At 72.9% G+C, this 24192-nt stretch carries 27 protein-coding genes and 1 pseudogene; 13 read left to right on the top strand and 15 right to left on the bottom strand.

The genetic code is table 11. The features are described from left to right. Positions 1 to 121: 121 nt before the first annotated feature. Positions 122 to 571 (top strand): gamma-glutamylcyclotransferase family protein, encoded by a 450-nt coding sequence (locus ACZ7GX_RS26755; protein WP_123745455.1) that lies wholly within the window; start codon positions 122 to 124, stop codon positions 569 to 571. Between the two features lie 197 nt (positions 572 to 768). On the opposite strand, the gene ACZ7GX_RS26750 is transcribed toward ACZ7GX_RS26755, so the two are convergent. From ACZ7GX_RS26750 to ACZ7GX_RS26715, 8 genes are all read right to left on the bottom strand, one after another. After that, positions 769 to 1563: an ESX secretion-associated protein EspG gene (locus ACZ7GX_RS26750; RefSeq protein ID WP_498780503.1), complete on the bottom strand. Its 795-nt coding sequence runs from the start codon at positions 1561 to 1563 to the stop codon at positions 769 to 771. Further along, positions 1563 to 2867: a PPE domain-containing protein gene (locus ACZ7GX_RS26745; RefSeq protein WP_498780501.1), complete on the bottom strand. Its 1305-nt coding sequence runs from the start codon at positions 2865 to 2867 to the stop codon at positions 1563 to 1565. The genes ACZ7GX_RS26750 and ACZ7GX_RS26745 overlap by 1 nt, the downstream gene beginning before the upstream one ends. A 28-nt stretch (positions 2868 to 2895) precedes the next feature. Further along, on the bottom strand, positions 2896 to 3273 hold the full coding sequence (locus tag ACZ7GX_RS26740; protein WP_230570428.1) for a transcriptional regulator: 378 nt from the start codon (positions 3271 to 3273) through the stop codon (positions 2896 to 2898). 114 nt (positions 3274 to 3387) lie between these two features. Continuing rightward, a complete protein-coding gene (locus tag ACZ7GX_RS26735; RefSeq protein WP_498780500.1) occupies positions 3388 to 3975 on the bottom strand; it encodes a DUF3558 domain-containing protein in 588 nt (195 codons plus the stop codon). 6 nt (positions 3976 to 3981) lie between these two features. Continuing rightward, positions 3982 to 4422: a GNAT family N-acetyltransferase gene (locus ACZ7GX_RS26730; protein WP_498780498.1), complete on the bottom strand. Its 441-nt coding sequence runs from the start codon at positions 4420 to 4422 to the stop codon at positions 3982 to 3984. A gap of 135 nt (positions 4423 to 4557) precedes the next feature. After that, a complete protein-coding gene (locus ACZ7GX_RS26725) occupies positions 4558 to 5430 on the bottom strand; it encodes an HAD family hydrolase (RefSeq protein WP_498780497.1) in 873 nt (290 codons plus the stop codon). Continuing rightward, a complete protein-coding gene (locus ACZ7GX_RS26720; protein WP_498780495.1) occupies positions 5427 to 5816 on the bottom strand; it encodes a DUF1707 SHOCT-like domain-containing protein in 390 nt (129 codons plus the stop codon). The genes ACZ7GX_RS26725 and ACZ7GX_RS26720 overlap by 4 nt, the downstream gene beginning before the upstream one ends. A gap of 10 nt (positions 5817 to 5826) precedes the next feature. Continuing rightward, a complete protein-coding gene (locus ACZ7GX_RS26715) occupies positions 5827 to 7605 on the bottom strand; it encodes an acetyl/propionyl/methylcrotonyl-CoA carboxylase subunit alpha (RefSeq protein WP_498780493.1) in 1779 nt (592 codons plus the stop codon). A gap of 163 nt (positions 7606 to 7768) precedes the next feature. On the opposite strand from ACZ7GX_RS26715, the gene ACZ7GX_RS26710 reads away from it, so the two are divergent. After that, positions 7769 to 8395, top strand: a complete 627-nt coding sequence (locus ACZ7GX_RS26710; RefSeq protein ID WP_498780491.1) for a hypothetical protein — start codon at positions 7769 to 7771, stop codon at positions 8393 to 8395. An 86-nt stretch (positions 8396 to 8481) separates the two neighbouring features. Here the strand turns inward: ACZ7GX_RS26710 and ACZ7GX_RS26705 are convergent, their stop codons facing one another. Together ACZ7GX_RS26705 and ACZ7GX_RS26700 are read right to left on the bottom strand one after the other, a co-directional pair. Continuing rightward, positions 8482 to 9807 (bottom strand): dicarboxylate/amino acid:cation symporter, encoded by a 1326-nt coding sequence (locus tag ACZ7GX_RS26705; RefSeq protein WP_498780489.1) that lies wholly within the window; start codon positions 9805 to 9807, stop codon positions 8482 to 8484. 178 nt (positions 9808 to 9985) lie between these two features. Then, complete coding sequence (locus ACZ7GX_RS26700; RefSeq protein WP_498780488.1) at positions 9986 to 10594, bottom strand: Maf family protein; 609 nt, start codon at positions 10592 to 10594, stop codon at positions 9986 to 9988. 184 nt (positions 10595 to 10778) lie between these two features. Between ACZ7GX_RS26700 and ACZ7GX_RS26695 the strand changes: the two genes are divergently transcribed. Further along, positions 10779 to 11180: a hypothetical protein gene (locus tag ACZ7GX_RS26695; protein WP_498780487.1), complete on the top strand. Its 402-nt coding sequence runs from the start codon at positions 10779 to 10781 to the stop codon at positions 11178 to 11180. 196 nt (positions 11181 to 11376) lie between these two features. On the opposite strand, the gene ACZ7GX_RS26690 is transcribed toward ACZ7GX_RS26695, so the two are convergent. Further along, on the bottom strand, positions 11377 to 11592 hold the full coding sequence (locus tag ACZ7GX_RS26690) for an acyl-CoA carboxylase subunit epsilon (protein WP_498780485.1): 216 nt from the start codon (positions 11590 to 11592) through the stop codon (positions 11377 to 11379). Further along, on the bottom strand, positions 11589 to 13220 hold the full coding sequence (locus ACZ7GX_RS26685) for an acyl-CoA carboxylase subunit beta (protein WP_498780483.1): 1632 nt from the start codon (positions 13218 to 13220) through the stop codon (positions 11589 to 11591). Before ACZ7GX_RS26685 ends, ACZ7GX_RS26690 begins: the two co-directional genes overlap by 4 nt. Before the next feature lie 235 nt (positions 13221 to 13455). Here ACZ7GX_RS26685 and ACZ7GX_RS26680 point away from each other — a divergent pair, with 235 nt between their 5' ends. From ACZ7GX_RS26680 to ACZ7GX_RS26640, 9 genes and pseudogenes are all read left to right on the top strand, one after another. Continuing rightward, positions 13456 to 14244, top strand: a complete 789-nt coding sequence (locus ACZ7GX_RS26680; RefSeq protein WP_498780482.1) for a biotin--[acetyl-CoA-carboxylase] ligase — start codon at positions 13456 to 13458, stop codon at positions 14242 to 14244. Between the two features lie 45 nt (positions 14245 to 14289). Next, positions 14290 to 14820: a PH domain-containing protein gene (locus ACZ7GX_RS26675; protein WP_498780481.1), complete on the top strand. Its 531-nt coding sequence runs from the start codon at positions 14290 to 14292 to the stop codon at positions 14818 to 14820. After that, positions 14807 to 15736, top strand: coding sequence for a hydroxymethylglutaryl-CoA lyase (locus ACZ7GX_RS26670; protein ID WP_498780479.1), 930 nt, complete (start codon positions 14807 to 14809; stop codon positions 15734 to 15736). The genes ACZ7GX_RS26675 and ACZ7GX_RS26670 overlap by 14 nt, the downstream gene beginning before the upstream one ends. 10 nt (positions 15737 to 15746) lie before the next feature. Then, positions 15747 to 16304 carry a GNAT family N-acetyltransferase gene (locus ACZ7GX_RS26665; protein ID WP_498780477.1) on the top strand — a complete coding sequence of 186 codons (558 nt, stop codon included), beginning with the start codon at positions 15747 to 15749 and terminating at the stop codon, positions 16302 to 16304. Further along, complete coding sequence (locus ACZ7GX_RS26660; RefSeq protein WP_498780475.1) at positions 16301 to 16966, top strand: adenosylcobinamide amidohydrolase; 666 nt, start codon at positions 16301 to 16303, stop codon at positions 16964 to 16966. The genes ACZ7GX_RS26665 and ACZ7GX_RS26660 overlap by 4 nt, the downstream gene beginning before the upstream one ends. Before the next feature lie 15 nt (positions 16967 to 16981). Beyond that, complete coding sequence (locus tag ACZ7GX_RS26655) at positions 16982 to 17464, top strand: YbaB/EbfC family nucleoid-associated protein (RefSeq protein WP_498780473.1); 483 nt, start codon at positions 16982 to 16984, stop codon at positions 17462 to 17464. Beyond that, positions 17461 to 17769, top strand: coding sequence for a WXG100 family type VII secretion target (locus tag ACZ7GX_RS26650; protein ID WP_498780472.1), 309 nt, complete (start codon positions 17461 to 17463; stop codon positions 17767 to 17769). The genes ACZ7GX_RS26655 and ACZ7GX_RS26650 overlap by 4 nt, the downstream gene beginning before the upstream one ends. 14 nt (positions 17770 to 17783) lie before the next feature. Further along, positions 17784 to 20525 (top strand): TNT domain-containing protein, encoded by a 2742-nt coding sequence (locus ACZ7GX_RS26645; RefSeq protein WP_498780471.1) that lies wholly within the window; start codon positions 17784 to 17786, stop codon positions 20523 to 20525. After that, a pseudogene (locus ACZ7GX_RS26640) lies at positions 20522 to 20770 on the top strand (hypothetical protein); the annotation flags it as partial. The gene ACZ7GX_RS26645 and the pseudogene ACZ7GX_RS26640, both read left to right, overlap by 4 nt. A 73-nt stretch (positions 20771 to 20843) precedes the next feature. Here ACZ7GX_RS26640 and ACZ7GX_RS26635 read toward each other — a convergent pair. Next, positions 20844 to 22118, bottom strand: a complete 1275-nt coding sequence (locus tag ACZ7GX_RS26635; protein ID WP_498780470.1) for an ATP-binding protein — start codon at positions 22116 to 22118, stop codon at positions 20844 to 20846. Further along, positions 22118 to 22783, bottom strand: coding sequence for a response regulator transcription factor (locus ACZ7GX_RS26630; protein ID WP_053718971.1), 666 nt, complete (start codon positions 22781 to 22783; stop codon positions 22118 to 22120). The genes ACZ7GX_RS26635 and ACZ7GX_RS26630 overlap by 1 nt, the downstream gene beginning before the upstream one ends. A gap of 39 nt (positions 22784 to 22822) precedes the next feature. On the opposite strand from ACZ7GX_RS26630, the gene hisN reads away from it, so the two are divergent. Then, entirely contained in the window at positions 22823 to 23608 is a 786-nt protein-coding gene (gene hisN / locus ACZ7GX_RS26625) for a histidinol-phosphatase (RefSeq protein WP_498780469.1), read from the top strand. Positions 23609 to 23615: 7 nt separating this feature from the next. Here hisN and ACZ7GX_RS26620 read toward each other — a convergent pair whose 3' ends face one another. Further along, positions 23616 to 24167 carry a GtrA family protein gene (locus tag ACZ7GX_RS26620; protein ID WP_498780467.1) on the bottom strand — a complete coding sequence of 184 codons (552 nt, stop codon included), beginning with the start codon at positions 24165 to 24167 and terminating at the stop codon, positions 23616 to 23618. Positions 24168 to 24192: the final 25 nt, after the last annotated feature.

Here is a 24192-nt window from a genome sequence, read left to right as displayed (position 1 = left end):
TGGTCTTCGGCGCTGTTTGCGCCGGTTGCAGCCGCTGGTAACCGTACGCGGTCGGGTGTCGGGGTGTGTCGTCCGGTCTTCTGGTACCTCGCGGTGATCGCGAGGTCGCTAGGCTGTCGTCGTGCCGCTCTATGCCGCGTACGGGTCCAACATGGACCCGAACCAGATGATGGAGCGAGCCCCCTACTCCCCGATGGCGGGGACCGGGTGGCTCGCCGGATGGCGTCTGACGTTCGGTGGCGAGGACCTGGGCTGGGAGGGCGCGCTCGCCACCATCGTCGAGGACCCCGACTCCCAGGTGTTCTGCGTGCTCTACGACGTGAGCCCGCGTGACGAGTCCCGCCTCGACCGCTGGGAAGGCGCCCTCGGGCTCTACAAGAAGATCCGCCTGCGCGTCCAGACCCTGGAAGGTTCGGTGACCGCCTGGCTCTACGTCCTGGACGCCTACGAAGGCGGTCTGCCCTCGGCCCGCTACATCGGCGTCGTCGCCGACGCCGCCGAAGCCGCGGGCGCCCCGGACGACTACGTCTCCGACCTCCGCACGCGCCCCTGCCAAGGCATCGGCCCCTGACCCCACGCGCGTCGAACACTCGGGCCCGGCGTGTCGAACGCCCAGGGCCCGAGCGTCGAGCGCGCGGGCCCCGGGCGTGCCACGTTCGGAACGCGCGAGCCCGTGTCCGGGACCGCCGAGCTCAGGCGGGTGCGCGGGTGTGCCCCGTGGCGGTCCGGGAGCGTTGAACTCGCCCGTCCTGGGGTTCGACCCGCCGCTCAGGCGCTGGTCAGGGATTCCAGGTGTTGGATCAGGCGGCGGGCGTCGACGGGGGAGACGGTGCTCCACGGTTGTTGGCCCGGGGTCGCCCGGCGGAGTTGGATGTAGCGGCCGTGGGGGTTGTCGAAGAACGACACGACGTGCTCCTGGCGGACGCGCTTGCCCCACTTGTCACGGCTCGCGGCGCCGAACTGGCCGCGGTTGCCCGCGTCGCGGAACATGTCGGCGAGGGTGCGGGCGTCCTCCTGCCGGATGCCGCGCGCCAAGAGGGCCTGCTGAAGGTCGTCCGCGGTGTTGGCCTGGGCCGCGGCGGCGTCCAGGTCCGCGCTCGGCAGGGTGACGGAGTGGCCCGGGCCCGCGGCCAGCGGCGGGAGCACGGAGAGGGCCTCGCGCGGGAGGCCCTCGGCGGACGCCGGGCGCAGGGTCAGCTGGTCGTGGGACAGGACCGCCAGCACGCCGGACTGGCCCTTGGCCGCCGCCAGCACGCGGACGCTGTGGCCGAGCCACAACCGCCCGTCCACCTCCTGCTGCGGCCGGTTCAGCAGGTGCAGCAGGTCCTCCAGCATCGGGTCCAGCGACACCGGCCGGCCCAACCCGCGACGGTCGAGCCCGCCCCACGCCTGCCGCTCCAGCTCGGCCCGCTCCGCGTGCGTCTTGCCCGGTGACGGCACCTTGAGCACCAGCGGCATGGTCTCCAGCCGCAGGTGCTCCCAGAGCACGTCGAACTCCAGCGCCGAGATCGTCACCGGTTCGCGCAGGTCGTTGCTGCCCAAGTCCAAGCCGAACGTCGTCATCAGTGGGTGGTGCTCTCCCCGATCACCGGAGGCGAGATGATCCCGCCAATGCCGTAGATGTCGTCCGTCTGCCGAAGGTAGTCGGCTGCGTCGTGCGTGGCATCTTCTTCCTCTTCCGCGCCACGAGCCGCACCCAGGCCGCCGAACGGGTCGAACGCGGGCTGCGCCGGCGCCGGGACGCTGCGCTTGTGCACGGTGTCCTGGCCGCCGACCTGGCCGCCGGCGCCGAGCATCGAGCCCGTCGACCCGCCCGGCCCCGCCGTCGCCGCGTGCTGCGTGCTCGCCGCGAACGCCCCGATCTCCACCGAGCTCACCGACGTCGTGCCGCTGGGCAGCAACGGCCCACCGGGCGCACCCGGGAGCAACTGCTGGTTGGCGCCGGCGGCGTGCTGACCGTTCGTCGTGTCGGAGGACGACGACGAAGAAGACGAAGACGACGAGGCCTTGCGCCGGTCCTTGTCCTGCTGACCACCCGCACCGCCACCGCCGACCACACCACCGGGCCCGAACACCCCCGAACCCGACCCGGACGCCGGTAACGCCGCCGACGAAGTCCTGGTGGAACCGGACGTCCCGACGGACGCCGTGCCCGTCGAACCGCCGAACGAGGGCTGCGGCGCCGGACGCTGAGGCGAGTAGCCGCCGCGCCACCCGCCGCGACCGCCGCGCCACCCGCCCCGACCGCCGCCACGCCCACCGCGCGGACCGCCGTAACCCCAACCGGGACCGGACACGCCCGCCGAGTCGTTGCGCACCACCTCGGGCGCGTTGATCACCAACTGCGGCGGCTGGTGGAACTGCCCCAACGTGCTGGTGTTCGACACGGTGCTGGAGGCGTAGGTCGTCATCACCTCGCGCGCCCGCTGCTCGGCGGCGTTGCGCGCCTTCTCCTGCTGCTCGAAGTCCGTCTGCCCGCCGACCAGGTTGGTCAACGCGCTGACGAGCAGGTTCGGCTCCTCCGCGGTCACCTTCACCGGCGGCGGCATGTCGGCGCGCGCCTTGGCGATGTAGTCCGCCTGCAGCTCGGCCGAGATGCGCATGACCTCCGCGCCGGCACGGGCGTCGTCCGCCCACGCGGCCAGCGGGTTGATGCCCATCCGCGCCTTGTCCGCGGCCGAACCCTCCCAGGACGCGCCGGACTTCAGCACGCCGCTGTGCAGCTCGGCGTTGATCTCGGTCAACGCGGCGGAGACGCCCTGCCACCGCTCCATCGAGGCGTGCGAGGCCTTGGGCCCCGGCCCCGAGTTGATCTGCTCGTACAGCTCTTCGTGGCTGTACCCGCTCCAGCGGTGTCCATCGGGCATGAACGCTCCCCTTGCCTGCGCCGGGCGCTCAGCGGCTGCCCTGCTGTCCCATCAACCCGGTGTTGTCTTCTTCGATGGACTGGTACTGCTGCTCGACCAGGGTGAGCGCGTCCATGGCCGACTTGAGCTGCCGCTGGTAGTTCTCCAACGCGATCAGCGCCGAGTCGCCCGATTCGAGCGACCGCTCGTTGAACCGCTCCGCGGCGTCCTGGCTCACCGGGTCGCCCGCCCACGGGCGGACCCTGACCTCGGTGATCGCCTGCTCGATCTGCTCGTCCAGCTTCGACAACGCGCCCGCGAACGCGTTGCGCAGGCTCGGGATCGCGCTGGGCTCGACGTTCAAGGTGTGCGACAGGGGCGGTGGTGAGCCCGTGTCAGCGCCGTGGCCGTGGTCTTCCGACGGCATGGACAACCTCCCGCCTTCCTCGTTCCCGTCGCGCCATTCCGTTCTCGCGCAAGGTCACTCTAGCCACCCGGTCCGACAGCGGGGAGTGGGTGGAGCGCACATCCCCCGCGTGGATCAGCGCCGTTGCAGCAAACCGGCTACCGCCGCTTCTGCCGCCCGTTGCGCCCCTTGGCACAGAGTGTCCTGCTTGGCCGCCGTTTCGTTACCGCCGTCGCGGAACATCACGTCGAGGAACTGCCCCTCCGCGACGTCCACCTCGACGTTGCACACGTTGTCCATGCCGGGCGTCCGCACGGTCAGGCCGGGGAAACCGGCCACCGTGGTCTGCTCGGCGTGCACCTGCGCGTTCTCGCTGAGCCACACGCCGACGCCCTCGACTGTGACGAGCGCCAGCCGGACGACGTTCCCGCTGATGTTGCTGCGCATGGTGCACGCCTTCGCGTTGCCGAAGCTCGCTTCCACATATGCGCTCGGCGGGTTGTCCAGGCTCAGCGCGATGCGCTGTTCGGGTGAGAGCACGGCGCACGGGTCGACGTCGTCCAACCGCACCTCCCGCGGCCGCGGTGGCAACGACGGCACGGTGGTCGTCGCGACGGGCAGCGGTTCGTCGACCCGGCCATCGGCCTTCTTGTCCGGAACGGGCGTGCAGGAGGCCATCGCCAACGCGCAGAGCGTGGCGGTGAGCACCCGAGCAGCCCTCATGGACACCTACCGTAGCCGGGTCCACACGCCAAGTGGACCCTCGGCTGTGAAGCCGCACTTCTCGGCCACGCGACGGGCCGCGTCGTCCGGGGGTCTGGCGGTGATCAGCGGTAGGTCGAGGAACCCGAAGCCGAATCGCAGCACGGCGCCGGTCGCGTGCGTCGCGATGCCCTTGCCGCGCAGGTCGGGCGTGATCCAGCAGTGCAGCTCACCGGTGCTGGACAGGGAGATCTCGCCGACGGCCGTGCCGGTGAGCTGGTCGCACACGGCCCAGGAGCAGGACTCGTCGGTGTGCCACTGGTCCGCGCGTTCGGCGATGTGCGCGCCGGCCGCGTCGAGGTCGGGGCAGAGGCCACCGCCCACCAACGCCGGCCGGTCGTCGATGCGGTCGTCCACGCGGAGTCGGCGCAGGTAGAACTCCCCCGCGTTGATCTCGACGGCCTCCATGCCGAATCGTCCTCGCTCCGCTCGGACGGGCGAGGTCGCCCGGAAGTCGGCAGGCTGGTTTCGCGACGATAGTAAAGCGTGATCGCCGCGAAATCAGGCTCGACCTGCCGACGCGACCCCGCGAGCGCCGGGGGATCAGTCCGTGACGAACCCGTCGTACCGCCCGGCCAGCTCTTCGAGCAGGCCGCGGTGGGCGGACGCGGGCCGGTCGTCGGGACCGGTGGTCAACTCCACGACCCAGTCGGCGTCTTCCAGGTCGTCCTCTCCGGCCAGCACGTCCTTGTGCACCGCGCACGGCGACCACCCGGCCGCCGCCAGCTCCCGCGCGGCTTCCTCCGCGTCGTCGCGGTCGTGCAGGACCAGCAACAACGGACCCGCGGTCCCGGGCGGACCCGTGCCGACGCCGTCGTCCAACAAGCCGCGCGACGACAGCGCCTCGTGCAACGCGGGGAAGTCCGGCGTGTGCACGGCGTCGATGCCGATCGTCCGCGCCGCCTCCGCGTTCACCGCGTTGTCATCGCAGAACAACGTCCCCGACGGCGAGTGCTGCAGCACCCGCAACGCGCGCCGGAACGCCTCGGGCGCGGGCTTGGCCACCCCCAGCCGCGCGGACGACACGACCGCGTCGACCTCGCGGTCCAGCCCCAGCTCCGCCAGGTCGCGCGGCAGCCGGTCGGTCGCGTTGGAGAGCAACGCCACCCGGCACCGCTCGCGGACCCGCCGCACCAGGTCCAGCGCCTCGCCGATCACCTCGCCGGTCCGGGTCCACGCCGCCACCGCGCCCGCCGCGCGCGCCGGCGAGAGCCCTTCGACGACCAGCTGCTCCCGCACGGCCGCGCGCCACTCCTCGTCCGTGGCACGGCCGGCGGTCGCGGGACCGGCCAGGGCGAACGACACCCGCGCCAACGTGCCGCGGGGCAGGCCGAAAGCGTCCTCGACCGGTCCGTCCGGCGGGAACCGCCGCAGCACGCCGTCCAGGTCGAGCAGCAGCAGCGACGGCGCGCTCACCGCCTGCCCATCCGGCCGATCAGCAGCATCGCCGCGGGGATCAGCAGGAACACCAGCGGTGTCTTGGCCAGGAAGAACAACGCCACGCTGACGATCGCGACCGCCGTGACCGCCGCGCTGCCGACCCGGAACTCGAGCGGGGCGGTGCGCCGGGCGGACACCGGCGACCGGGTCTCCGGCGGCTCGACCTGCGGGAACCGCGGCCGTGGCGCGGGCAGGTCGCCGAACAACGCGTACAGGTCGCCCCGGGTCTTCGCGGTGGCGACGCGGGCGGAGCGGTCGCCGTACTCGTCCACGCTCAGCCGCCCCTCGCCGAGGTGCGTGCCGAGCAGTTCGAGCGCGTGCTCACGCTCCGCGTCGCCGATCCGGATGTCCCGCTCGCTCACACAGGTGAGCCTATTCCTTGATCTCGCAGAGGACCGTGCCCTGGGTGACCGCCGCGCCCGGCTCGGCGGACAGCCCCGTGACCACGCCGGACTTGTGCGCGGTGACCGGGTTCTCCATCTTCATGGCCTCCAGCACGACGATCAGCTCGCCCGCCTCGACCTGCTGGCCGTCCTCGACCGCGACCTTGACGATCGTGCCCTGCATGGGCGCGGCCACCGCGTCGCCGGAGACCGCCGCGCCGCCCTTGCCGCCGCCCCGCTTGCGCGGCTTGGCCTTCACACCCGCCCTGGCCGCGCCACCGGCGCCACCACCGCCGGCGAACGCCAGGTCACCGGGCAGCGAGACCTCCAGCCGACGTCCGCCGACCTCGACCACCAGGGTCTGCCGCGGCTCGTCCTCCTCGGCCTCCGCGCCGTCGGCGAACGGCGCGATGGTGTTGTCGAACTCGGTCTCGATCCACCGCGTGTGCACGGTGAAGCCGTCCTCGGAGCCGACGAACGCCGGGTCCCGCACGATCGCGCGGTGGAACGGCAGCACGGTCGCCATGCCCTCGACCACCATCTCGTCCAGCGCGCGCCGTGCCCGCTCCAAGGCCTGCGTCCGGTCCTCGCCGGTGACGATCAGCTTGGCGAGCAGGGAGTCGAACTGGCCGCCGATGACCGTGCCGCTCTCCACGCCCGCGTCCACCCGGACACCGGGACCGGACGGCGAGGTGAACGTGGTGACCGTGCCGGGCGCGGGCAGGAAGTTGCGGCCCGCGTCCTCGCCGTTGATGCGGAACTCGATCGAGTGGCCGCGCGGGGTGGGGTCCTCGGTGAACCGCAGCACCTCGCCGGCGGCGATGCGGAACTGCTCGCGCACCAGGTCGACGCCCGCGGTCTCCTCGCTGACCGGGTGCTCGACCTGGAGGCGGGTGTTGACCTCGAGGAACGAGATCGTGCCGTCCACCGCGACCAGGTACTCGACCGTGCCGGCGCCGTGGTAGCCGGCCTCCTTGCAGATCGCGCGCGCCGACCGGTGGATCTCGGCCCGCTGCTCGTCGGTCAGGAACGGCGCGGGCGCCTCCTCGACCAGCTTCTGGTGGCGGCGCTGCAACGAGCAGTCGCGCGTGCCGACGACGACGACGTTGCCGTGCTGGTCGGCCAGGACCTGCGCCTCGACGTGCCGCGGCTTGTCCAGGTACCGCTCGACGAAGCACTCGCCGCGGCCGAACGCCGTGACGGCCTCGCGCACCGCGCTGTCGAACAGCTCGGGGATCTCCTCCAGCGTGCGCGCCACCTTGAGGCCGCGACCGCCGCCGCCGAACGCCGCCTTGATCGCGACCGGCAGACCGTGCTCCCGCGCGAACGCGATGATCTCGTCCGGGCCGGAGACCGGGTCCTTGGTGCCGGGGACCAGCGGCGCGCCCGCGCGCATCGCGATGTGCCGCGCGGTGACCTTGTCGCCGAGGTCGCGGATGGCCTGCGGGGTCGGCCCGATCCAGATCAGGTCAGCGTCCAGCACCGCCTGCGCGAAGTCCGCGTTCTCGGACAGGAAGCCGTAGCCGGGGTGCACCGAGTCCGCGCCCGCGCGCTTGGCCACGTCGAGGAGCTTGTCGATGGACAGGTAGCTGTCCCCGGGCGTGCTGCCGCCCAGGGCGAACGCCTCGTCCGCCAGCCGGACGAACGGGGCGTCCCGGTCCGGGTCGGCGTACACGGCGACGCTGGTCAGGCCGGCGTCCCGGCAGGCACGGATGACCCGGACGGCGATCTCACCGCGGTTGGCGACGAGGACCTTGCGCAGCGACACGACGTCCTACCTCCTGGCAACGCTGGGACTTTGAGCGGCAATGGGTTCGGAGTTTAGTGACCCGTCAGTACCCGGAGACCGAGAGACAGCTCACGCTTGGGTGGAACAATCGGAAATCGTGACACGCCCGCCCGCCGCCGCGCTTCTGACAGCTTGCGCAGCTGTGCTCATCACCGTCGCGGGACTGGTCATGGCCTGGTCACTGCGCCCGACCGCGGCCACCGACCCCGACGCCGTGACGCCGCAGGACGAATTGCGGTGCGGCGCGACGGCGTGCCGTTCGGTGGTGAAACAGGAGGTCGGTGTCGATTCAGTGGAATTGGTCGTCGGCGAGGGCGTGGGCCGGATCAGGACCAGCGGGGCGTCCGGGCCGAACATCTTCGAGTTGACCATCGCCACTTCGGGCGCCCGGATCGACGAATCGTCGTTGCAGTGCGTCGACGCCGAGGTCGCGGTGTGCCTGGTTCGCGGCGAGGTCGGCGGCGAGGTGCTCGGGGAGGTGCTGGTGCGCAGGTCGGGCGCGTGGTCGCGGGCGCAGGTGCCGTACGTGGCCAGCGGGGCGTACTTGGCGCTGCACGACGTGGACCACGACGCGGTCGCGGACGTGGTGGCCGTGCAGCGGGCGTGCCAGGCGGGCGTGGACTGCTCGCGGTGGTTCGCGCAGGTGTTCTCGATCGCCAGCAACGGCGGCGAGCTGGGGTGCACGCCGGTCGTGCGCGAGGCGGAGTCGTTGCCGGGCTGGCCCACCGTCACGCCGGACCCGTCCGACCTGCGCCACTGCGGCGCGTGAGGGGTCCCGGACGCAGGACGCGCGCGACCTGGACGTAGGACTCGCGAACGAGCGTGTCCTACGTCCAGGTCGGGTGGGTCGAGCGGTCAGGCGGGGACGGGCTCGCGGGTGGGGGTGGTGGTCAGCAGGGGCGGGTCGCTCGGGGTGTTGAGGACCTCGTCGTCCAGCAGGCCCTCGGAGCGGGCGACCAGGACCGGGACGGTGATCTGGCCGGTCACGTTGGTGGCCGTGCGGACCATGTCCAGGATCGGGTCGATCGCGTAGACGACCGCGACACCGGTGGCGATGACCTCCGGCGGCATGTTCACCGCGCCCAGGGTCAGCGTCAGCATGGTGAACCAGCCGGTGGTGCCCGCCGTGGCCAGCGCGCCGAACACGGCGACCGCGACGATCGCCACGTACTGCCACACGCCCAGCTGCACGCCGAACAGGTTCGCGATGAACACCGTGGCGACGGCCGGGTACACGGCGGCGCAACCGTCCATCTTCGTGGTCGTGCCCAGCGGCACGGCGAACGACGCGTAGTCGTCGTCCACGCCGAGGTTGGCGGCGGTCTGCCTGCTCAACGGCAGCGTCGCGCCCGACGAGCGGGACACGAACGCGAACTGGATCGCGGTCCACGCCTTGGCGAAGAACGTCACCGGCGACACCCGGCCGACGAACCGCAGCAGCAGCGGGTACACCACGAACAGCACCAGCAGCGCCCCGCCGTACACCGAGGCGATCAGCGAGAACAGCGGCTGGACGAACGAGTTGCCGTACGTCGCGAAGGCCGTGCCGATCAGGCCGAACACGCCGATCGGCGCGAGCAGCACGATCCAGCCGACGATCTTCTGGATCAGGTCGAACGCCGAGCGGGTCAGCGCGACGAACGGCGTGGCCCTCTCGCCCAGCGCGTACGCGGCGAAGCCGACCAGCACCGAGACGAACACGACCTGGAGCACCTCGCCCTCGGTGAAGGCGCTGAACAGGTTGGACGGGATCAAGGTCTCCAGCAGCGTGCCCCACGAGCCCGGGTCACGGGCGGCGAGCTTCTCCACCGCCGCCGCGGACGGCTCGACCTGCACGCCCGTGCCCGGCTTGAAGATCAACGCGATGGCCAGGCCGATGAGCACGGAGATGAGGGAGGTGATGGCGAACCACAGCAGCGTCTTCCCGCCCAGCCGCGCGGCGCGCGAGCTGCCGAGCCTGCGCAGGCTCGTGATGCCCACCACGATCGCGGTGAACACCAGGGGGATGACGGTGAACTGCAGGAGGCTGGTGAAGACGTCGCCGATCGAACCGAGGGTGGTGGTGAGCCACTCCTGGCCGGTGCTCTTGGCGACGTACCCCGCCAGGGCGCCGAGGACGAGCGCGGCGAGGACGGTGAAGCCGAACACCTTCGGCTTCTTGTAACTGCGGACGAACGACACGACTGCTCCGGGTTGGCTGCGCAGGGGTGGACGACGGGGGCGGCGTCAGCCGCGACAACCCGTGTTCGTCCTGCGCCCGAAGTCGATGTGACGGCGGCGCGTCAGCAGTTCACCCACAGCTCCCCCAACGCGAAAGCCCTTCGTCGAGCTTCCCGGATCAGGGAAAATGTGACAACGGCTACCAGATGTCGGACACCGCGACGTCCACTTGACGCAGCAGCCCGCGTGTGAGCGGCAGGCTGATGCCGATGACGCTGGACGGGTCGCCGTCGATGGCGTCCACGAACCAGCCGCCCAGGCCGTCGAGCGTGAACGCGCCCGCGACCCCCAGCGGCTCCCCGGTCGCGAGGTACGCCTCGAGCTCGTCGTCGGTGGGGCGGCCGAACCGGACCAGCGTCGTCTCGTGCCCGACCGCGCGGGCCACCACCCGCCCGCCGCTCATCCGCAGCACGGCGTGCCCGGTCAGCAGGGTGCCGGTGGTGCCCGCCATCTTCTTCCAGCGCTCGCGCGCGACCTCGACCGTGCCGGGCTTGCCGTGCACCTCGCCGTCGGCGGTGCGCAGCATCGAGTCGCAGCCGACGATCACCGCGTCGTCGTCCTCGTCCCGGGCGATCGCCTCGGCCTTCGCCGTCGCCAGGGCCGTGACCAGCTCTTCCGGGGTCGGGTCGGCGAGGGAGGCGGCCAGCGCGTCCTCGTCGACGCCGGACACGCGGACGACCGGCTCGACGCCGGCGGCACGCAGCACGGCCAGGCGGGCGGGGGACTGGGAGGCGAGGACGAAGCGCACGACGTCCAGCCTAGGGCGCGGCCCGCGGACGCCCGAACGGAAGGCGGCCGGGTGGTGGGCGCCGCGGGACTCGTGCGCGATCCCGAACCGAAACCCCTGATCAGGTGACTTCGGGAGGCCGTGGCGCACGCGGTGCGTAGAACTACCGATGCGCGCCGTCACGGGGTTCGGCAGCCTCGGGGTTGTGCAGCGCTTGGCTCTGGTGGTCCGCCGGAACGACCGGGGTCGAGGCCGGTACCGGTGGCTCTGGGCGGCGCCGGCCGTCCTGGTCCTCGTCCTGACCGGCCGGGTCGTGTCGACGGACCCGGTCGGGTACGGCGTGCCGTTCTGGCCGTTCGCGAACGGCAGCGACCGCGTCGAGTCCGAGGTGATGGACCAGGTGACGTCCATCGCGCGGGCGTTGCGGCGGCTCGACGAGGTGCCCTCGGCGGTGGCCGCGAAGGGCGTCGAGGTGCTGGAGGCGCGGGTCGGCGTCGGCACCATGTGGATGCGGGTGCGCCTGCACGTGCCGGACGGCACCCGCTGCCGCGAGGTCTCGGTGCTCGGCGACGGCGCCCAGGTCAACTCCCGCCGCGTGGAGTGCTAGCCCGAGCCGGGAACCACCGGCGGCGTTCGCCGGCGTCGCGGGCACGGTTGACCACCACGCGAGGACGCGTCGGTCGTTCGAGTCCTGATTACCCGGCGATCACGCTCTTCGATCGTCGGGTAATCAGGGCGCGAACGACCGACTTCCGGGCGTCCGAGCCGCCGTCTGCGGAGCAGCGGCTATCCAACACAGCACATCAGCCCGGCAGGGTCGAGGCCCGCCACGCGCCGGGGCCGTGCGGCAGAGGTCGTCGCACCTGCCTGGACTTGTCCGACCACGCCGACCGGCGCGGTGCGTCGTCCTCGGTGGGACCGCCGGCCGTTGCCAGGCCCACCACGACCGCCGTCACGGCGGCCAACTCGACGTCGTCCGGGTTGCCTCGCACCACCCGGAGGTGCGGCGCGGCGCTCACAGCGGGATGTTCCCGTGCTTCTTGGGCGGCAGCACCTCGCGCTTGTCGCGCAGCACCGCCAGCGCCCTGGCGACGTACGAACGCGTGAAAGAGGGAGGGATCACACTGTCAACATAGCCGCGTTCGGCCGCCACGTAAGGGTTGCAGAGGGCATCTTCGTATTCTTGCTGCAAACGGGCCCGAAGCGCGTCCACGTCCTCGCCTTCGGCCGCCGCGCTCGCCAGCGCCTTGCGGTGCACGATGTTCGCCGCGCCCTGCGCGCCCATGACCGCGATCTGCGCCGTCGGCCACGCCAGGTTGATGTCCGCGCCCAGGTGCTTGGAACCCATCACGTCGTACGCGCCGCCGTAGGCCTTCCGGGTGATCACGGTGACCAGCGGCACGGTCGCCTCGGCGTAGGCGTAGATCAGCTTCGCGCCGCGCCGGATGATGCCGTTCCACTCCTGGTCGGTGCCGGGCAGGAAGCCGGGCACGTCCACGAACGTCAGCACCGGGATGTTGAACGCGTCGCAGGTCCGCACGAACCGCGCCGCCTTCTCCGAGGCGTCGATGTCCAGGCAGCCCGCGAACTGGGTCGGCTGGTTGGCCACGATGCCGACCGAGTGGCCGTCCACCCGGCCGAAGCCGACCAGGATGTTCGGCGCGAACAGCGGCTGGACCTCCAGGAACTCGCCCTCGTCCAGCACCCGGGTGACGACCTCGTGCATGTCGTACGGCTGGTTGGCGGAGTCCGGGATGAGCGTGTCGAGCTCCCGGTCGGCGTCGGTGATCGAGTCCTCGACCGAGCCGTGCACCACGTCGTCCGGGGCGTCGAAGACGGGCGGCTCGGACATGTTGTTGGCGGGCAGGTAGGACAGCAGCTCCTTGACGTAGGAGATGGCGTCCTCTTCGTTGTCGCCGAGGTAGTGCGCGTTGCCGGACTTGGTGTTGTGCGTGCGCCCGCCGCCGAGCTCCTCGAAGCCGACGTCCTCGCCGGTGACGGTCTTGATCACGTCCGGGCCGGTGATGAACATGTGCGAGGTCTGGTCGACCATGACCACGAAGTCGGTCAGCGCGGGCGAGTAGACGTGCCCGCCCGCGTTCGCGCCCATGATCAGCGAGATCTGCGGCACGACGCCGGACGCGGCCACGTTGCGGCGGAAGATCTCGCCGTAGAGGCCGAGCGAGACGACACCCTCCTGGATGCGCGCGCCGCCGCCCTCGTTGATGCCGATGATCGGCCGGCCGGTCTTGATCGCCAGGTCCATGACCTTGACGATCTTCTCGCCGTACACCTCGCCGAGCGAGCCGCCGAAGATCGTGACGTCCTGGCTGAACACGCACACCGGGCGGCCGTCGACGGTGCCGTAGCCGGTCACCACGCCGTCGCCGTAGGGCCGGTTGCGCTCCTGCCCGAAGTTGGTCGAGCGGTGGCGCGCCAGCTCGTCCAGCTCGACGAACGAGCCGGGGTCCAGCAGCAGCCCGATGCGCTCGCGGGCCGTCTTCTTGCCCTTGGCGTGCTGCTTCTCGACCATGCGCGCCGAACCGGCGTGCACGGCCTCCTCGTTGCGCCGGTAGAGGTCCGCGAGCTTCCCGGCCGTGGTGTGGACGTCCGGCTCCTCGCCGTCGGGGGCGGTCGCACTGCTCATAGCGCCGCAGCTTAACCAGCCGGTAACGTCCGCGCGTGGCGTAGTAGCCCAGGTCACTGGACGCCGGAGTTGACCTCCAGCGCGGTGGAGGTTGCAGGCTTGTCCACGCGACCCGCCCCACGATCCACACCGCTCCGACAAGCGCGTGGGGCGGGTCGCGACCTCCGGCGCGGACCCGCGGTCGCCCGCGGACTGCACCCTGCGGGCCGGCGTCGTCGCTCCTAAGGTGCGTGCCGTGACCTTGGATGCCACCGCCCTCCGCTCCGCTCTCATCGGCCCCTACGCGACGGTCGACGTCGTCGCCGAGACCGGTTCCACGAACAACGACCTGCGTGACGCGGCGAGCCGGGGCGCGCACGACCGCACCGTCCTGATCGCCGAACGGCAGACCGCGGGCCAGGGTCGCCGGGGCCGCGGCTGGACGTCGCCCGCCGGCGGTCTGTACCTGAGCGTGCTGTTCCGCCCGACCAACGTCTCACCGGCCCGGTTGCCGTGGGTGACGCTGCTCGCGGGCGTGGCGTTGGTCCGCACGGCCCGGAGCGTCGGCGTCGAGGCGTCCCTGAAGTGGCCGAACGACCTGCTCGTCGGTGACGCCAAGGCGGCGGGCGTGCTGGCCGAGACCAGCGCGGGCGTGGCGCAGGCGGTGGTCGTCGGCATAGGGCTCAACGTGGCGAAGCTGCCCGAGGACGTCGAGCCCGGCGCGGGCGGCCTGCTGCCGACCAGCCTCGAGGACCACGCCGGACCGCTGGACCGCACCGAGGTGGCGATCACGCTGCTGCGCGAGCTGGCCGCGCTGGAGGAGCAGTGGCGGCGGGCGGACGGCGACGAGCCGTCGTTGCGCGAGGAGTACCGGCGGCACTGCACCACGCTCGGCAGCCAGGTGCGGGTGGAGCTGGCCAGGGGCGAGTCGCTGCTGGGCACCGCCCGGTACCTGGAGACCGACGGCACGCTGGTGGTGCGCGACCACGCGGGCGCCGACCACTCCGTTTCCGCCGGGGACGTGGTGCACCTCCGGGTACGGTGAGGCGAGCCGCACCCGAGGCGAGCCGAGCCACCGAAAGGGACCGTCGTGGCCTACCCGGACGACCTGCTCAGCACCGGCGAGCACGTCGTGATCCACCGGCACCCGCACTGGAAGACGCTGGTCGTCCCGGTGCTCGTGCTGCTCGTCGCGGTCGGTGTCGGCGCCTACCTCGCGGTGCAGGTGGCCGACTTCGCCTGGGCGTCGATCGCCTGGATCGCGCTCGCGGTGATCGTCGCCGTGCTGGTCGCCTGGCTGACCCTGGCGCCGGTCGTCCGGTGGCGCACCACGCACTTCATCATCACCAGCGAGCGCGTGATGTACCGGATCGGCGTGTTCAAGCGCACCGGCCTGGACATCCCGCTCGGCCGCGTCAACAGCGTCCGCTTCGAGCACACCCTGGTGGACCGGCTGCTCGGCTGCGGCACGCTGATCATCGAGTCGGCCTCGGACGAGCCGTTGGAGTTCGACGACATCCCGCGGGTGGAGAAGGTGCACTCGCTGCTGTACCGGGAGATCAACGACAACCCGGCCGACGACCACCGGACGGAGGACAGGGTCACAGATGGGCGCGCGTGAAGTCGGTCTGCCGGACACGGTCGGCGCGGGCGGTCTGCCCGACCGCGTGACGATCTGGGAGGTGGGACCGCGCGACGGGCTGCAGAACGAGTCCGAGGTCGTGCCGGTCGACGTCAAGCTGGAGTTCCTCGACCGGCTGGCCGACGCGGGCGGCACGGTGCTGGAGGCCACGAGCTTCGTGCACCCCAAGTGGGTGCCGCAGCTGGCCGACGCCGAGGAGCTGCTGGCCGGCCTGGTCAAGCGGCCCGGCGTGAGCTACCCGGTGCTGGTGCCCAACGAACGCGGGCTGGAGCGGGCGCTGCGGGCGGGCGTGGACCACGTCGCGATCTTCGCCAGCGCCACCGAGACCTTCGCGCGGCGCAACCTGAACCGGTCGCTGGACGAGCAGTTCGCCATGTTCGACCCGGTCGTGTCCCGGGCCAAGGCCGAAGGCCTGGCGGTGCGCGGGTACGTGTCGATGTGCTTCGGCGACCCGTGGGAGGGCGCCGTGCCGCGCGAGCAGGTCGTCGGCGTCGGCAAGCGGCTGCTGGACCTGGGCTGCGACCAGCTCTCGCTGGGCGACACGATCGGCGTGGCCACGCCGGGCCAGGTGACCGCGCTGCTGGCCGGTTTCGACGACGTCGACCGGCTCGCGGTGCACTTCCACGACACCTACGGGCAGGCGTTGGCGAACACGCTGGCCGCGATGCAGGCGGGCGTGCGCACGATCGACTCGTCCGCGGGCGGGCTGGGCGGCTGCCCCTACGCCGAGTCCGCGACCGGCAACCTCGCCACCGAGGACCTGGTGTGGATGCTGGACGGGCTCGGCGTGGCGCACGGCGTCGACCTGGACAAGCTCGCCGACACCAGCGCGTGGATGGCCGAACGGCTGGGCCGGCCGAGCCCGTCGCGGGTGGTCCGGGCGCTGCGGGGGTAGCGCGGTGCGGGTGGTCGAGCTGACACCGCAGACCTGGCCGTCGCTGGAGGAGCTGTTCGGGCCCAACGGCGCGCAGTCCGGGTGCTGGTGCACGTGGTTCCTCCAGACCAACGCCGACATGCGGGCCAACGGTTCGGCGGGAAACAAGGAGCTGCTGCGCTCCCGCGTCGGGTCCGGTGTGCCGGTCGGGTTGCTGGCGATCGACGACGACGACCGGCCGGTCGGGTGGGTCGCGGTCGCGCCCCGGCTCGGCTACGCCCGGTTGGCGCGCACCAAGGTGGCGGCGCCGGTGGACGACGACCTGACCGACGTGTGGTCGGTGACGTGCTTCTTCATCCACCGCACGGCCCGCCGACGCGGCTTGGGCGCGGTGTTGCTGGAGCACGCCGTCGGGTACGCGCGCAACGGCGGCGCGCGGTCCGTCGAGGGCTACCCCGTGGACACCGCCGGTGCGAAGAAGGGCTCCGGCGACCTGTACCACGGCACGCTCGGCATGTTCACCGACGCGGGGTTCGAGCTGGTGGAGCGCCGCGGCGCGAACCGGGCGCTCGTGCGGCTCGCGACGTGATCGAACGGCACCCCGGCGTCCTCCTCTGGCGGCTGTCGAAGCCGGTGCTGGCGATCTCGTCCGGCCCGCACGGCGGCGGCCTCGGCGTGCGGCACTGGGCGCTGAACGCGACCGTGCCCAAGGACTACGCCCGCCTCGACCCGGACGCGCACGTCGCCGAGATCGCGGCCGACCTCGGGTTGCGCGGCCCCGGCACCGGGCTGCTCACCGCCGTCGACGTGCGGGACGCGGTGCTGGAGGCCGACGGCGGGGTGCGGTCGTGGGTGACGACCGGGATCGGCGCGCACCCCACGTGGGCCGCCGGACCGCCCGCCGACGGGCTGCCCGACGTCGGCACGATCAACGCGGTGTGCGTGCTGCCCGTGCGACTGGCGGACGCGGCCCTGGTCAACGCGGTCGCCACGGTCGCCGAGGCCAAGGCGCAGGCGTTGGGCGAGGCGGGCGTGCCGGGCACCGGGACGGTCACCGACGCGGTCGTGCTGCTGTGCCCGCTGGACGGCCCGGTCGAGCCGTACGGCGGGCCGCGGTCGGTGATCGGCTCGGCGTTGGCCCGAACGGTGCACCGCGCCGTGCACACCGGGATTTCGTCGGAACGGGCGGGAACCGGGGTAGGGGTCGTAACGTCCAACGCGCGACCGACGACCATGCCCGGCGACGGCTGAAGACCGGAGGTGGCCGTGACGACCGATCACCGCGCCCAGGTGGACGAGTTGCTGGCCGACTACCGGCGCAGCCGCGACCAGCTGGCGTCCGTGCAGCGCGACCTGGCCCGGATCTCCGGGTCGGCCACCAGTCCCGACGGCTCGGTGACCGTCGTGGTCGACGCCAAGGGCACGCTCACCGACCTGGAGCTGCGCGACGACGCGTACCGGCTGCGGCCGGCGCAGCTCGCCCAGCTGATCGTGGGCACCACCCGGGAGGCGGTGGCCAGGGCCACCGAGGACGCCTACCGGACGTTGACCCCGGTGCTGCCCGCCGGCACGGATCCCGAGGCGTTGTTGCGCGGCACGGCCGACCTGCGGCCGGGGGAGATCGGTGCCGAGGAGGTCCAGCCGCCGCAGCCGACCCGGAGGCGTCCCGCCGCCGAGGACGACGAGGACTTCGAGCAGCGCGAGTGGATGACCGACGTCGACGCCAAGGCTTCGAGGAGAACGAGATGACCGGCTTCCGGACCGACCTCGCCCGCCTCGCCGAGGGGGCCGACGACTTCGCCGCGTTCGCCGAGCGCGCCGGGAAGATCGCGGGCGAGCTGGGCGGCGTGCTCGGCTCGATCGGCGAGTGCTGGGGCGGTGACGCGATCGGGCAGAGCTTCGCGGCGAGCCACGTCCAGCCCTCCGGCGAGGTGCTGGGCGGGCTGAACGGGTTGAGCGCCGGGTTCGGCGGTGTCGGGGAGCGCTTCGCCGAGACGGCCCGCACGTACCGCGAAGTCGAAGAGGGCAACCGCAACGCGCTCGGCGCGATCTGACTCAGGGGGCCGTGATGGGGATCGAGCTGCCGGCCGAGTTGGCCGAGGTCGCCGCCAAAGCCGGGGTGTCGTGGCCCCAGGCCGACGAGGACAAGCTGCGCGCGTCCGCCACCGCGTGGCGCGAGGCGGGCGCGAAGCTGTCCACGTTGGCGGGCGAGTCCGACGGTGCCGCGGGCAAGGCGCTGACCGCGATGACCGGGTCGACCGGTGACGCGGCGCGCGGCCACTGGAACAAGTTCACCGCGCCGGACGGCACGCTGAACGCCGTGCTGCGCGGTTGCCACGCGGCGGCCGACCGGTTGGACCACGCGGCCGAGCAGGTCGGCGCGGCCAAGGTCGAGCTGGTGCGCGAGCTGGTGAACCTGGCGAAGAACAGCGACGCCGCGCAGCAGGCCGCGAACGCCGGGCACCCGACGGCGTTGCTGGGCCTGGACACGGCGTTGCGCGGCGCGGCGGCGAACGTCGCCCACCTGACCGACACGTTGACCAGCGCGGTGCGGTTGGACAGCGGCGTGCAGATCGGCGGCCACCAGCCACCGGTCGCCGCCAACCCCGGCGTGCACGCGCCCGACGCAGTCCCCGGTCAGGGCCCGGGTTCCGGTCAGCCCCAAGGCGGTTCGCCCGGCGGCGGCGGTCTGCTGGGTGGTGGTCTGCTGGGCGGGGGTCAGGGCGGTGGTCTGCTCGACGGGTTGCTGCCCGGCGGGTCCGAGGCCCCGGCCGGCGGTGGCGCCGCCGCTCCGGGCGCCCAACCGCCCGGCTTGGTGGAAACCCTGCTGCCCACGGGCTCCGGCGCGGCCCCGGGCAACGGCCAGGCGCCCGGTCTGGTCGGCGGTCTGGTCGGCGCGGTGACCGACACGGTGAACGCGGTGACCGAGCCGGTGGTCGACGTGGTGGAGACCGTCGCGCCGCCGCTGGCCGCCGTGGTGGAACCGGTGCTGGACACGGCGGGCGAGGTCGTCCAGGACGTCGGCGGCGCGGTGGACGACACGGTCGGCCGCACCGTCCAGGGCGCGGCGGAGACGGTCCAGAGCGTGGCCGAGACCGTGGTCCCCGGCCACGACAACGGGCCCGGCCGATCCGACAACGCGCCAGGCCAGGGCAACGGACCCGGCAACGGGCCCGGAAACGGACCCGGCAACGGGGCTGGTCAGGGCAACGCGGTCGGCAACCTGCTCGGCAACGTGGTGAACCCCGTCCTCGGCGCCGCCGGACCGGTCGTGGACGCCGTGACGCGCCCGGAGGGCACGGTCAACCAGTCGTCGGCGGCGGTCCTGGACCGTCCGCTGCTCCCGCACGCCGAAGCGCCGCACGCGACGGCTCAGCCGGCGGCTCCGGCCGCGAACCAGGCCGGGCCGCAGGGACCGTCGTTCAGCGGACCGTCCGTCGGCGGCGGGCCCGCGGCGGCTCCGGCGGCGGCAGCGGCCGCGGCGGCGGCCGTCGCGCAGAACCCGGCCGCGAACGCCGCCGCGAACACCCAGGCGCCCGGCCAGCAGGCGGGTCAGCAGGCGGCGGCGAAGGCCGAAGCGCGCGCTGCCCAAGCCACCCAAGCCGCCCAACCCCAGCCCGGTCAGTCACCGGCGGGCCAGACTCCCGCGGGCCAGGGCCAGGGCCAGGGCCAGGGTTCGGGCCAGAGCCAGTCCGGCTCCGGTCAGGGTCAGGCAGGCCAGAACCAGAACCAGAACCAGGGCGCTCAGGCCAAGGGCGAAGCCGCCGCGAAGGCCGAGGGCCAGGCCAAGGCGGAGGTCCAGCCGAAGGGCGAGGGCCAGGCCAAGGGCGACAGCTCGGCCAAGACCGACCTCAAGGACGTCCAGCAGGGCCTCAAGGACGCCCTGGCCGCTGTCGGTCAGCAGGTGAAGGACGGCGACCTCGCGTTCGCGATCGTCCCCGTCCCGCTCGGCGGTCGCGACACCACCGCGCCGCCGCTGCCGGCCGGGGCCACGTCCGCGATCCTGCCGACCGAACCCGACGACACCCCGCCCGCGCCACCGGTCAAGGCCGCGGCGACCGCACAGCCGACCACCGAAGCGGCGGCGTTGTTCCTGCTGCACATGTTCCCCGGCGGCACGCTCCCGCCGCCCAGCGCGAAGCCCGCGCGCCAGCTGCCGCCGCCGTCGGAGGACGAGACGTTCGCGGCGGGCCTGCGCTTCGAGCCGCAGGGCCACCCCGACGGCCACCTGGTCGACGCCTCCGCCCAGTTCGGCCTCGACCTGCGCGCGGTGAGCCAGGACGCGCTGCGGTCACGGCTCTCCGGCGTGGAGCCGACCGGTCCGGTGTCGACGGACCCGGTGCCCGCGGTCAACCGGCCGCGCCTGGCCCTCACGCCCGGCGTCGCGCCCGATCCCGTGCTGCTGGCGGGCTACGACCCGTTGGCGGGCATGCACGAACGCGACTGGGAGCGCCGGTTCCTGGTCCGCGCCGACCCGCCCGAGTACGCCTGGCCGCCCGGCGAGCTGTTCCCGGAGGGCGGCTACGAGGCGGGCCAGCCCGGCGTGCTCGCGGTCGGCGTCGAGCTCGACCGGTTCGGCGGGCCGGAGGGCCGGGTGCTGTCCCAGCTCGGCACGGCCTACGCCGAGCGCTCGCTGCCGCCCGCGCTGGTGGACGCGGGCTACCACCGCTACCGGGTGGCCAAGGTGCTGCCGGTGTGGTTCACCCTGTCCGCCGAGTGGTTCGGCCAGCCCGGCGGCGGCGCCCGCTTCCGCGCCACCTACCCGGTCGCCGACCTGGTCGCGCTGGGCTACCTGGAGGAGATGGCATGAACGCGGAGTCGATCCAGGGCTGGCTGCTGGCGGTCGGCGTGCCCGCCGAGGTCGTGTCGATCGGCGCGGAGGCCGACAACACGTGGTGCCTGCTGCCGACCGAGGAGGGCGTCGAGGTCTTCTGGCGCGAGCAGGGCAACCGGTACGACTGGGCCGCGTTCACCAGCGAGGACGTCGCCTGCCACTACCTGTTCGGCCGCCTGGTGTGGGCTCAGGTCGTGCGCGGCGCGGTCGGCGTGCTGCCCCAGGAGGCCAAGCCCGAGGAAGCCAAGCCCTCTGAGGACGCCAAGGCCGGAGGAGCCCAGCCGGAGGCCGCGCCTAGCGGGGCGTGAGGTCGGTCCGCCAGCTCACGCCGACCACGTCCTCGGCCTTCGGCACGGGCAGGAACAGCGCGAACGTCGCCGGCCGGGCGGTCGACAGCTCCAGCCGCCCGCCGTCGGCGTCCACCAGGGCGCGCGCCAACGCCAACCCCACGCCGGTGGACCCGCCGCCGGACACCCCGCGCTCGAAGATGTGGTGCGCCAACTCGTCCGGCACGCCCGCGCCGCCGTCGGCGACCTCCACGACCACCGTCCCGTCGTCACGGCGCGCGGAGACGACGACCTGGCCCTCGCCGTGCCGCAGCGCGTTGTCCAGCAGCACGCCGATCGCCTCACGCAGCCGCGCGGGCGTGGCGCGTGCCAGCAGACCGTCCGGCACCCTCACCCGCAGCGCGCGCCCGGCCCGCCGCAGCGGCTCGCGCCACTCCTCGGCGATGGCGGTCAGCTCCGCGCCGAGGTCGAGCGGTTCCGCGCCCACCGCGCGGGCGGCCCGGGCCGCGGCCAGCATCTCGTTGAGCACCTCGGCCAGCCGTTCGGCCTGCTCCAACGCCGCCCGCGCCTCGGCCGCCATGTCCGGCTCCGGGTGCAGCGCCAACGCCTCCAGCCGGAGCTGCAACGCGGTCAGCCTGCTGCGCAGCTGGTGCGAGACGTCGCCGACCAGCTCCCGCTCCCGCTGCACGAGCTGCGCCAGCGCGCCCGCCGAGCGGTCGAGCGCCTCGGCCACCAGGTCCAGCTCCGGCACGCCGTGGCGCCGGTCGTCGCGCCGGAAGTCACCCGCGCCCAACCGGGCCGCGCGCGCCGCCACGTGCCGCAACGGCATGGCGAGCTTGCGGGCGGTCACCGTGGCCACCACCGTGCCGGTGCTCACCGACAGCACGACCAGCAGCACCACCAGCGCCGCCACCTGGTACTGCGCGGTGTGCATCGGCGCGGACGACACCTCCAGCCGCACCGTGCCCTGCTGCGCGATCGGCACCTCCACCGACAACGGGTCCGGTCCGGGGCGGCGGCCGAACTCGAGCACCCCGGAGGCCGACGTCACCACGAGGTGGCCGCCCTCCGGCACGCCGACCTCCACCGGTCCGAGGTCGATCTGCCGGCCGCTCGCGAGCTGGTCGTCGATGGACGCCGCGATCCGCTGCGCCCGCGCGGTCAGGTCGGTGCGGGCGCCGTCCTCCACCAGCCGCAGCGCCGTGTAGCCGAGGGGCAGGCCGAGGGCGAACCCGGTGACCGCGACGGCGAGCAGGATGGCCCGCAGGATCCGGCTGCGCATCAGTCGGCGGTGTTGAAGCGGAAACCCACGCCGCGCACGGTGGCGATGCGGCGCTCCACCGAGCGCACGTCGCCGAGCTTGCGGCGCAGCCACGACATGTGCATGTCGAGGGTCTTGCTGCTCTTGAGCTCCGGGTCGTTCCAGACCTCGGACAGGATCTCGTCGCGGTGCACCACCTGGCCCGCGCGCTGGATCAGCACGCGCAGGAGCTCGAACTCCTTGTTCGCCAGCTGCACCTCCAGCCCGTCCACGGTGACGCGCCGGGCGGCGAGGTCCATGCGCACGCCGTTGACCTCCAACGTGCCCGGCGCGCGCCGGCGCAGCAGCGCGCGGATGCGGGCCATCAGCTCGGCCAGCCGGAACGGCTTGGCCACGTAGTCGTCCGCGCCCGCGTCCAGGCCGACGACGAAGTCGACCTCGTCGGACCGCGCGGTGAGCATCAGCACGGGCAGGCCGCGACCGCCCGCGCGCAGCCGGCGGCACACCTCCAGCCCGTCCATCCCGGGCAGGCCGAGGTCGAGCACCAGCAGGTCGATGCCGCTGTGCGTGGCGGCGTCCAACGCGCCGGGGCCGTCGGTGACCACCTGCACCTGGTAGCCCTCCCGCTGTAACGCGCGGGACAGCGGTTCGGCGATCGCCGGGTCGTCCTCGGCCAACAAGACCACGCTCACGACTCCCAGCGTAGGCGTGGCACGATCCCGTGCGTGCCCGACCACCGCGCAGATCTGTCCCTGGCCCTCCGCCTCGCGGACGAGGCCGACAAGATCACCACCGCCCGGTTCCGCTCCCGCGACCTCGTGGTGGGGAGCAAACCCGACCGCACGCCCGTGACGGACGCCGACGTGGCGGTCGAGGACGCGATCCGCGCGGTGCTCGCGCTGGAGGCGCCGGACGACCAGGTCGCGGGCGAGGAACGCGGCGGCACGGCGGGCGACGGCCGGGCGTGGGTGGTCGACCCGATCGACGGCACCAAGAACTTCCTGCGCGGCGTGCCCGTGTGGGCGACGCTGATCGCGCTGGTCGTGGACGGCGCGCCGGTGGTCGGCGTGGTGAGCGCGCCCGCGCTGGGCCGTCGGTGGTGGGCCGCGGCGGGCGGCGGCGCGCACACGTCGGACGCTTCGGGCGTGCGCGAGATCTCCGTGTCGGCGGTGCGCGAGCTGTCCGACGCCTACCTGTCCACCACGCACCTGGGCACGTGGGTCGAGCACCACTCGCGCGAGGCGTACCTGGCGCTGGTCGACGCGTGCTGGGAGAACCGGGCGTTCGGCGACTTCTGGCAGCACTGCCTGGTCGCGGAGGGCGCGATCGACCTGGCCGCGGAGCCGATCGTGAACGCGTGGGACGTGGCGCCGTTCCAGGTGCTGGTCACGGAGGCAGGCGGCCGGTTCACCGACCTCGGCGGCGTGGCGCGGTTCGACGGGGGCAACGTGCTGACCAGCAACGGGTACCTGCACGACGCCGCGCTGGGAGTGCTGGCCGAAGGCCGCTGACCGCCGGTCAGGAGTGCCCGGGCGCCTGCTCGTCGTCCGGGCGGTCGTAGGCCCGCGTCACGCGGCGCGGCCGGAAGTCCGCCTCGGGGAAGACCCACTTCTTGTAGCCCCACCAGCGGAACACCATGGCGATCAGGGTGCCGATGACCTGCGCGCTGAGGAAGTCGGCGACCTCCTCGCCGAGCCTGCTCACGTGCGGCTCCTGCAGGTGCAGCAGGTACCGCGACACCCACAGCGGCAGCGAGTTGAGCGCGATGCCGATGCCGTTGACGAGGAAGAACAGCGCCGCCTCGTGGCTTCGCTCACGTCCGCCCCTGGTCTTGAACGACCACTCGCGGTTGAGCACGTACGACACGATGGTCGCCACCAGCGTCGCCACGATCTTCGCGGTGACCGGGTTCTCGCTCAGCACGATCGTCTTGAGGCCGAAGAAGATGACCGTGTCGATCACGAAGCAGGTGCCGCCGACCACGGCGAACTTCAGCAGCTCCCGGTGCTTGAGGGCCAGGGAGCGCAGCGGTTCGGGCAGGCGGAGGACGACGTTCTCGACTACGGACACCCCGGCAGTCTACGGAAAGCGGGGT

This window comes from Actinosynnema sp. NPDC037264 (assembly GCF_055603705.1).
Note: the sequence above shows the minus strand (reverse complement) of the source record. Positions and strands in the feature narration are given on the sequence as shown.

Bases quoted from the DNA above. Each gene is read 5' to 3' on its own strand.
- ACZ7GX_RS26740 (WP_230570428.1), bottom strand. From the start codon at position 3,273: ATGCCGTCGGAAGACCACGGCCACGGCGCTGACACGGGCTCACCACCG.
- ACZ7GX_RS26670 (WP_498780479.1), top strand. From the start codon at position 14,807: ATGGGCGCGCGTGAAGTCGGTCTGCCGGACACGGTCGGCGCGGGCGGT.
- ACZ7GX_RS26645 (WP_498780471.1), top strand. From the start codon at position 17,784: ATGGGGATCGAGCTGCCGGCCGAGTTGGCCGAGGTCGCCGCCAAAGCC.
- ACZ7GX_RS26685 (WP_498780483.1), bottom strand. From the start codon at position 13,220: ATGAGCAGTGCGACCGCCCCCGACGGCGAGGAGCCGGACGTCCACACC.
- ACZ7GX_RS26650 (WP_498780472.1), top strand. From the start codon at position 17,461: ATGACCGGCTTCCGGACCGACCTCGCCCGCCTCGCCGAGGGGGCCGAC.
- ACZ7GX_RS26635 (WP_498780470.1), bottom strand. From the start codon at position 22,118: ATGCGCAGCCGGATCCTGCGGGCCATCCTGCTCGCCGTCGCGGTCACC.
- ACZ7GX_RS26750 (WP_498780503.1), bottom strand. From the start codon at position 1,563: ATGACGACGTTCGGCTTGGACTTGGGCAGCAACGACCTGCGCGAACCG.
- ACZ7GX_RS26745 (WP_498780501.1), bottom strand. From the start codon at position 2,867: ATGCCCGATGGACACCGCTGGAGCGGGTACAGCCACGAAGAGCTGTAC.
- ACZ7GX_RS26730 (WP_498780498.1), bottom strand. From the start codon at position 4,422: ATGGAGGCCGTCGAGATCAACGCGGGGGAGTTCTACCTGCGCCGACTC.
- ACZ7GX_RS26735 (WP_498780500.1), bottom strand. From the start codon at position 3,975: ATGAGGGCTGCTCGGGTGCTCACCGCCACGCTCTGCGCGTTGGCGATG.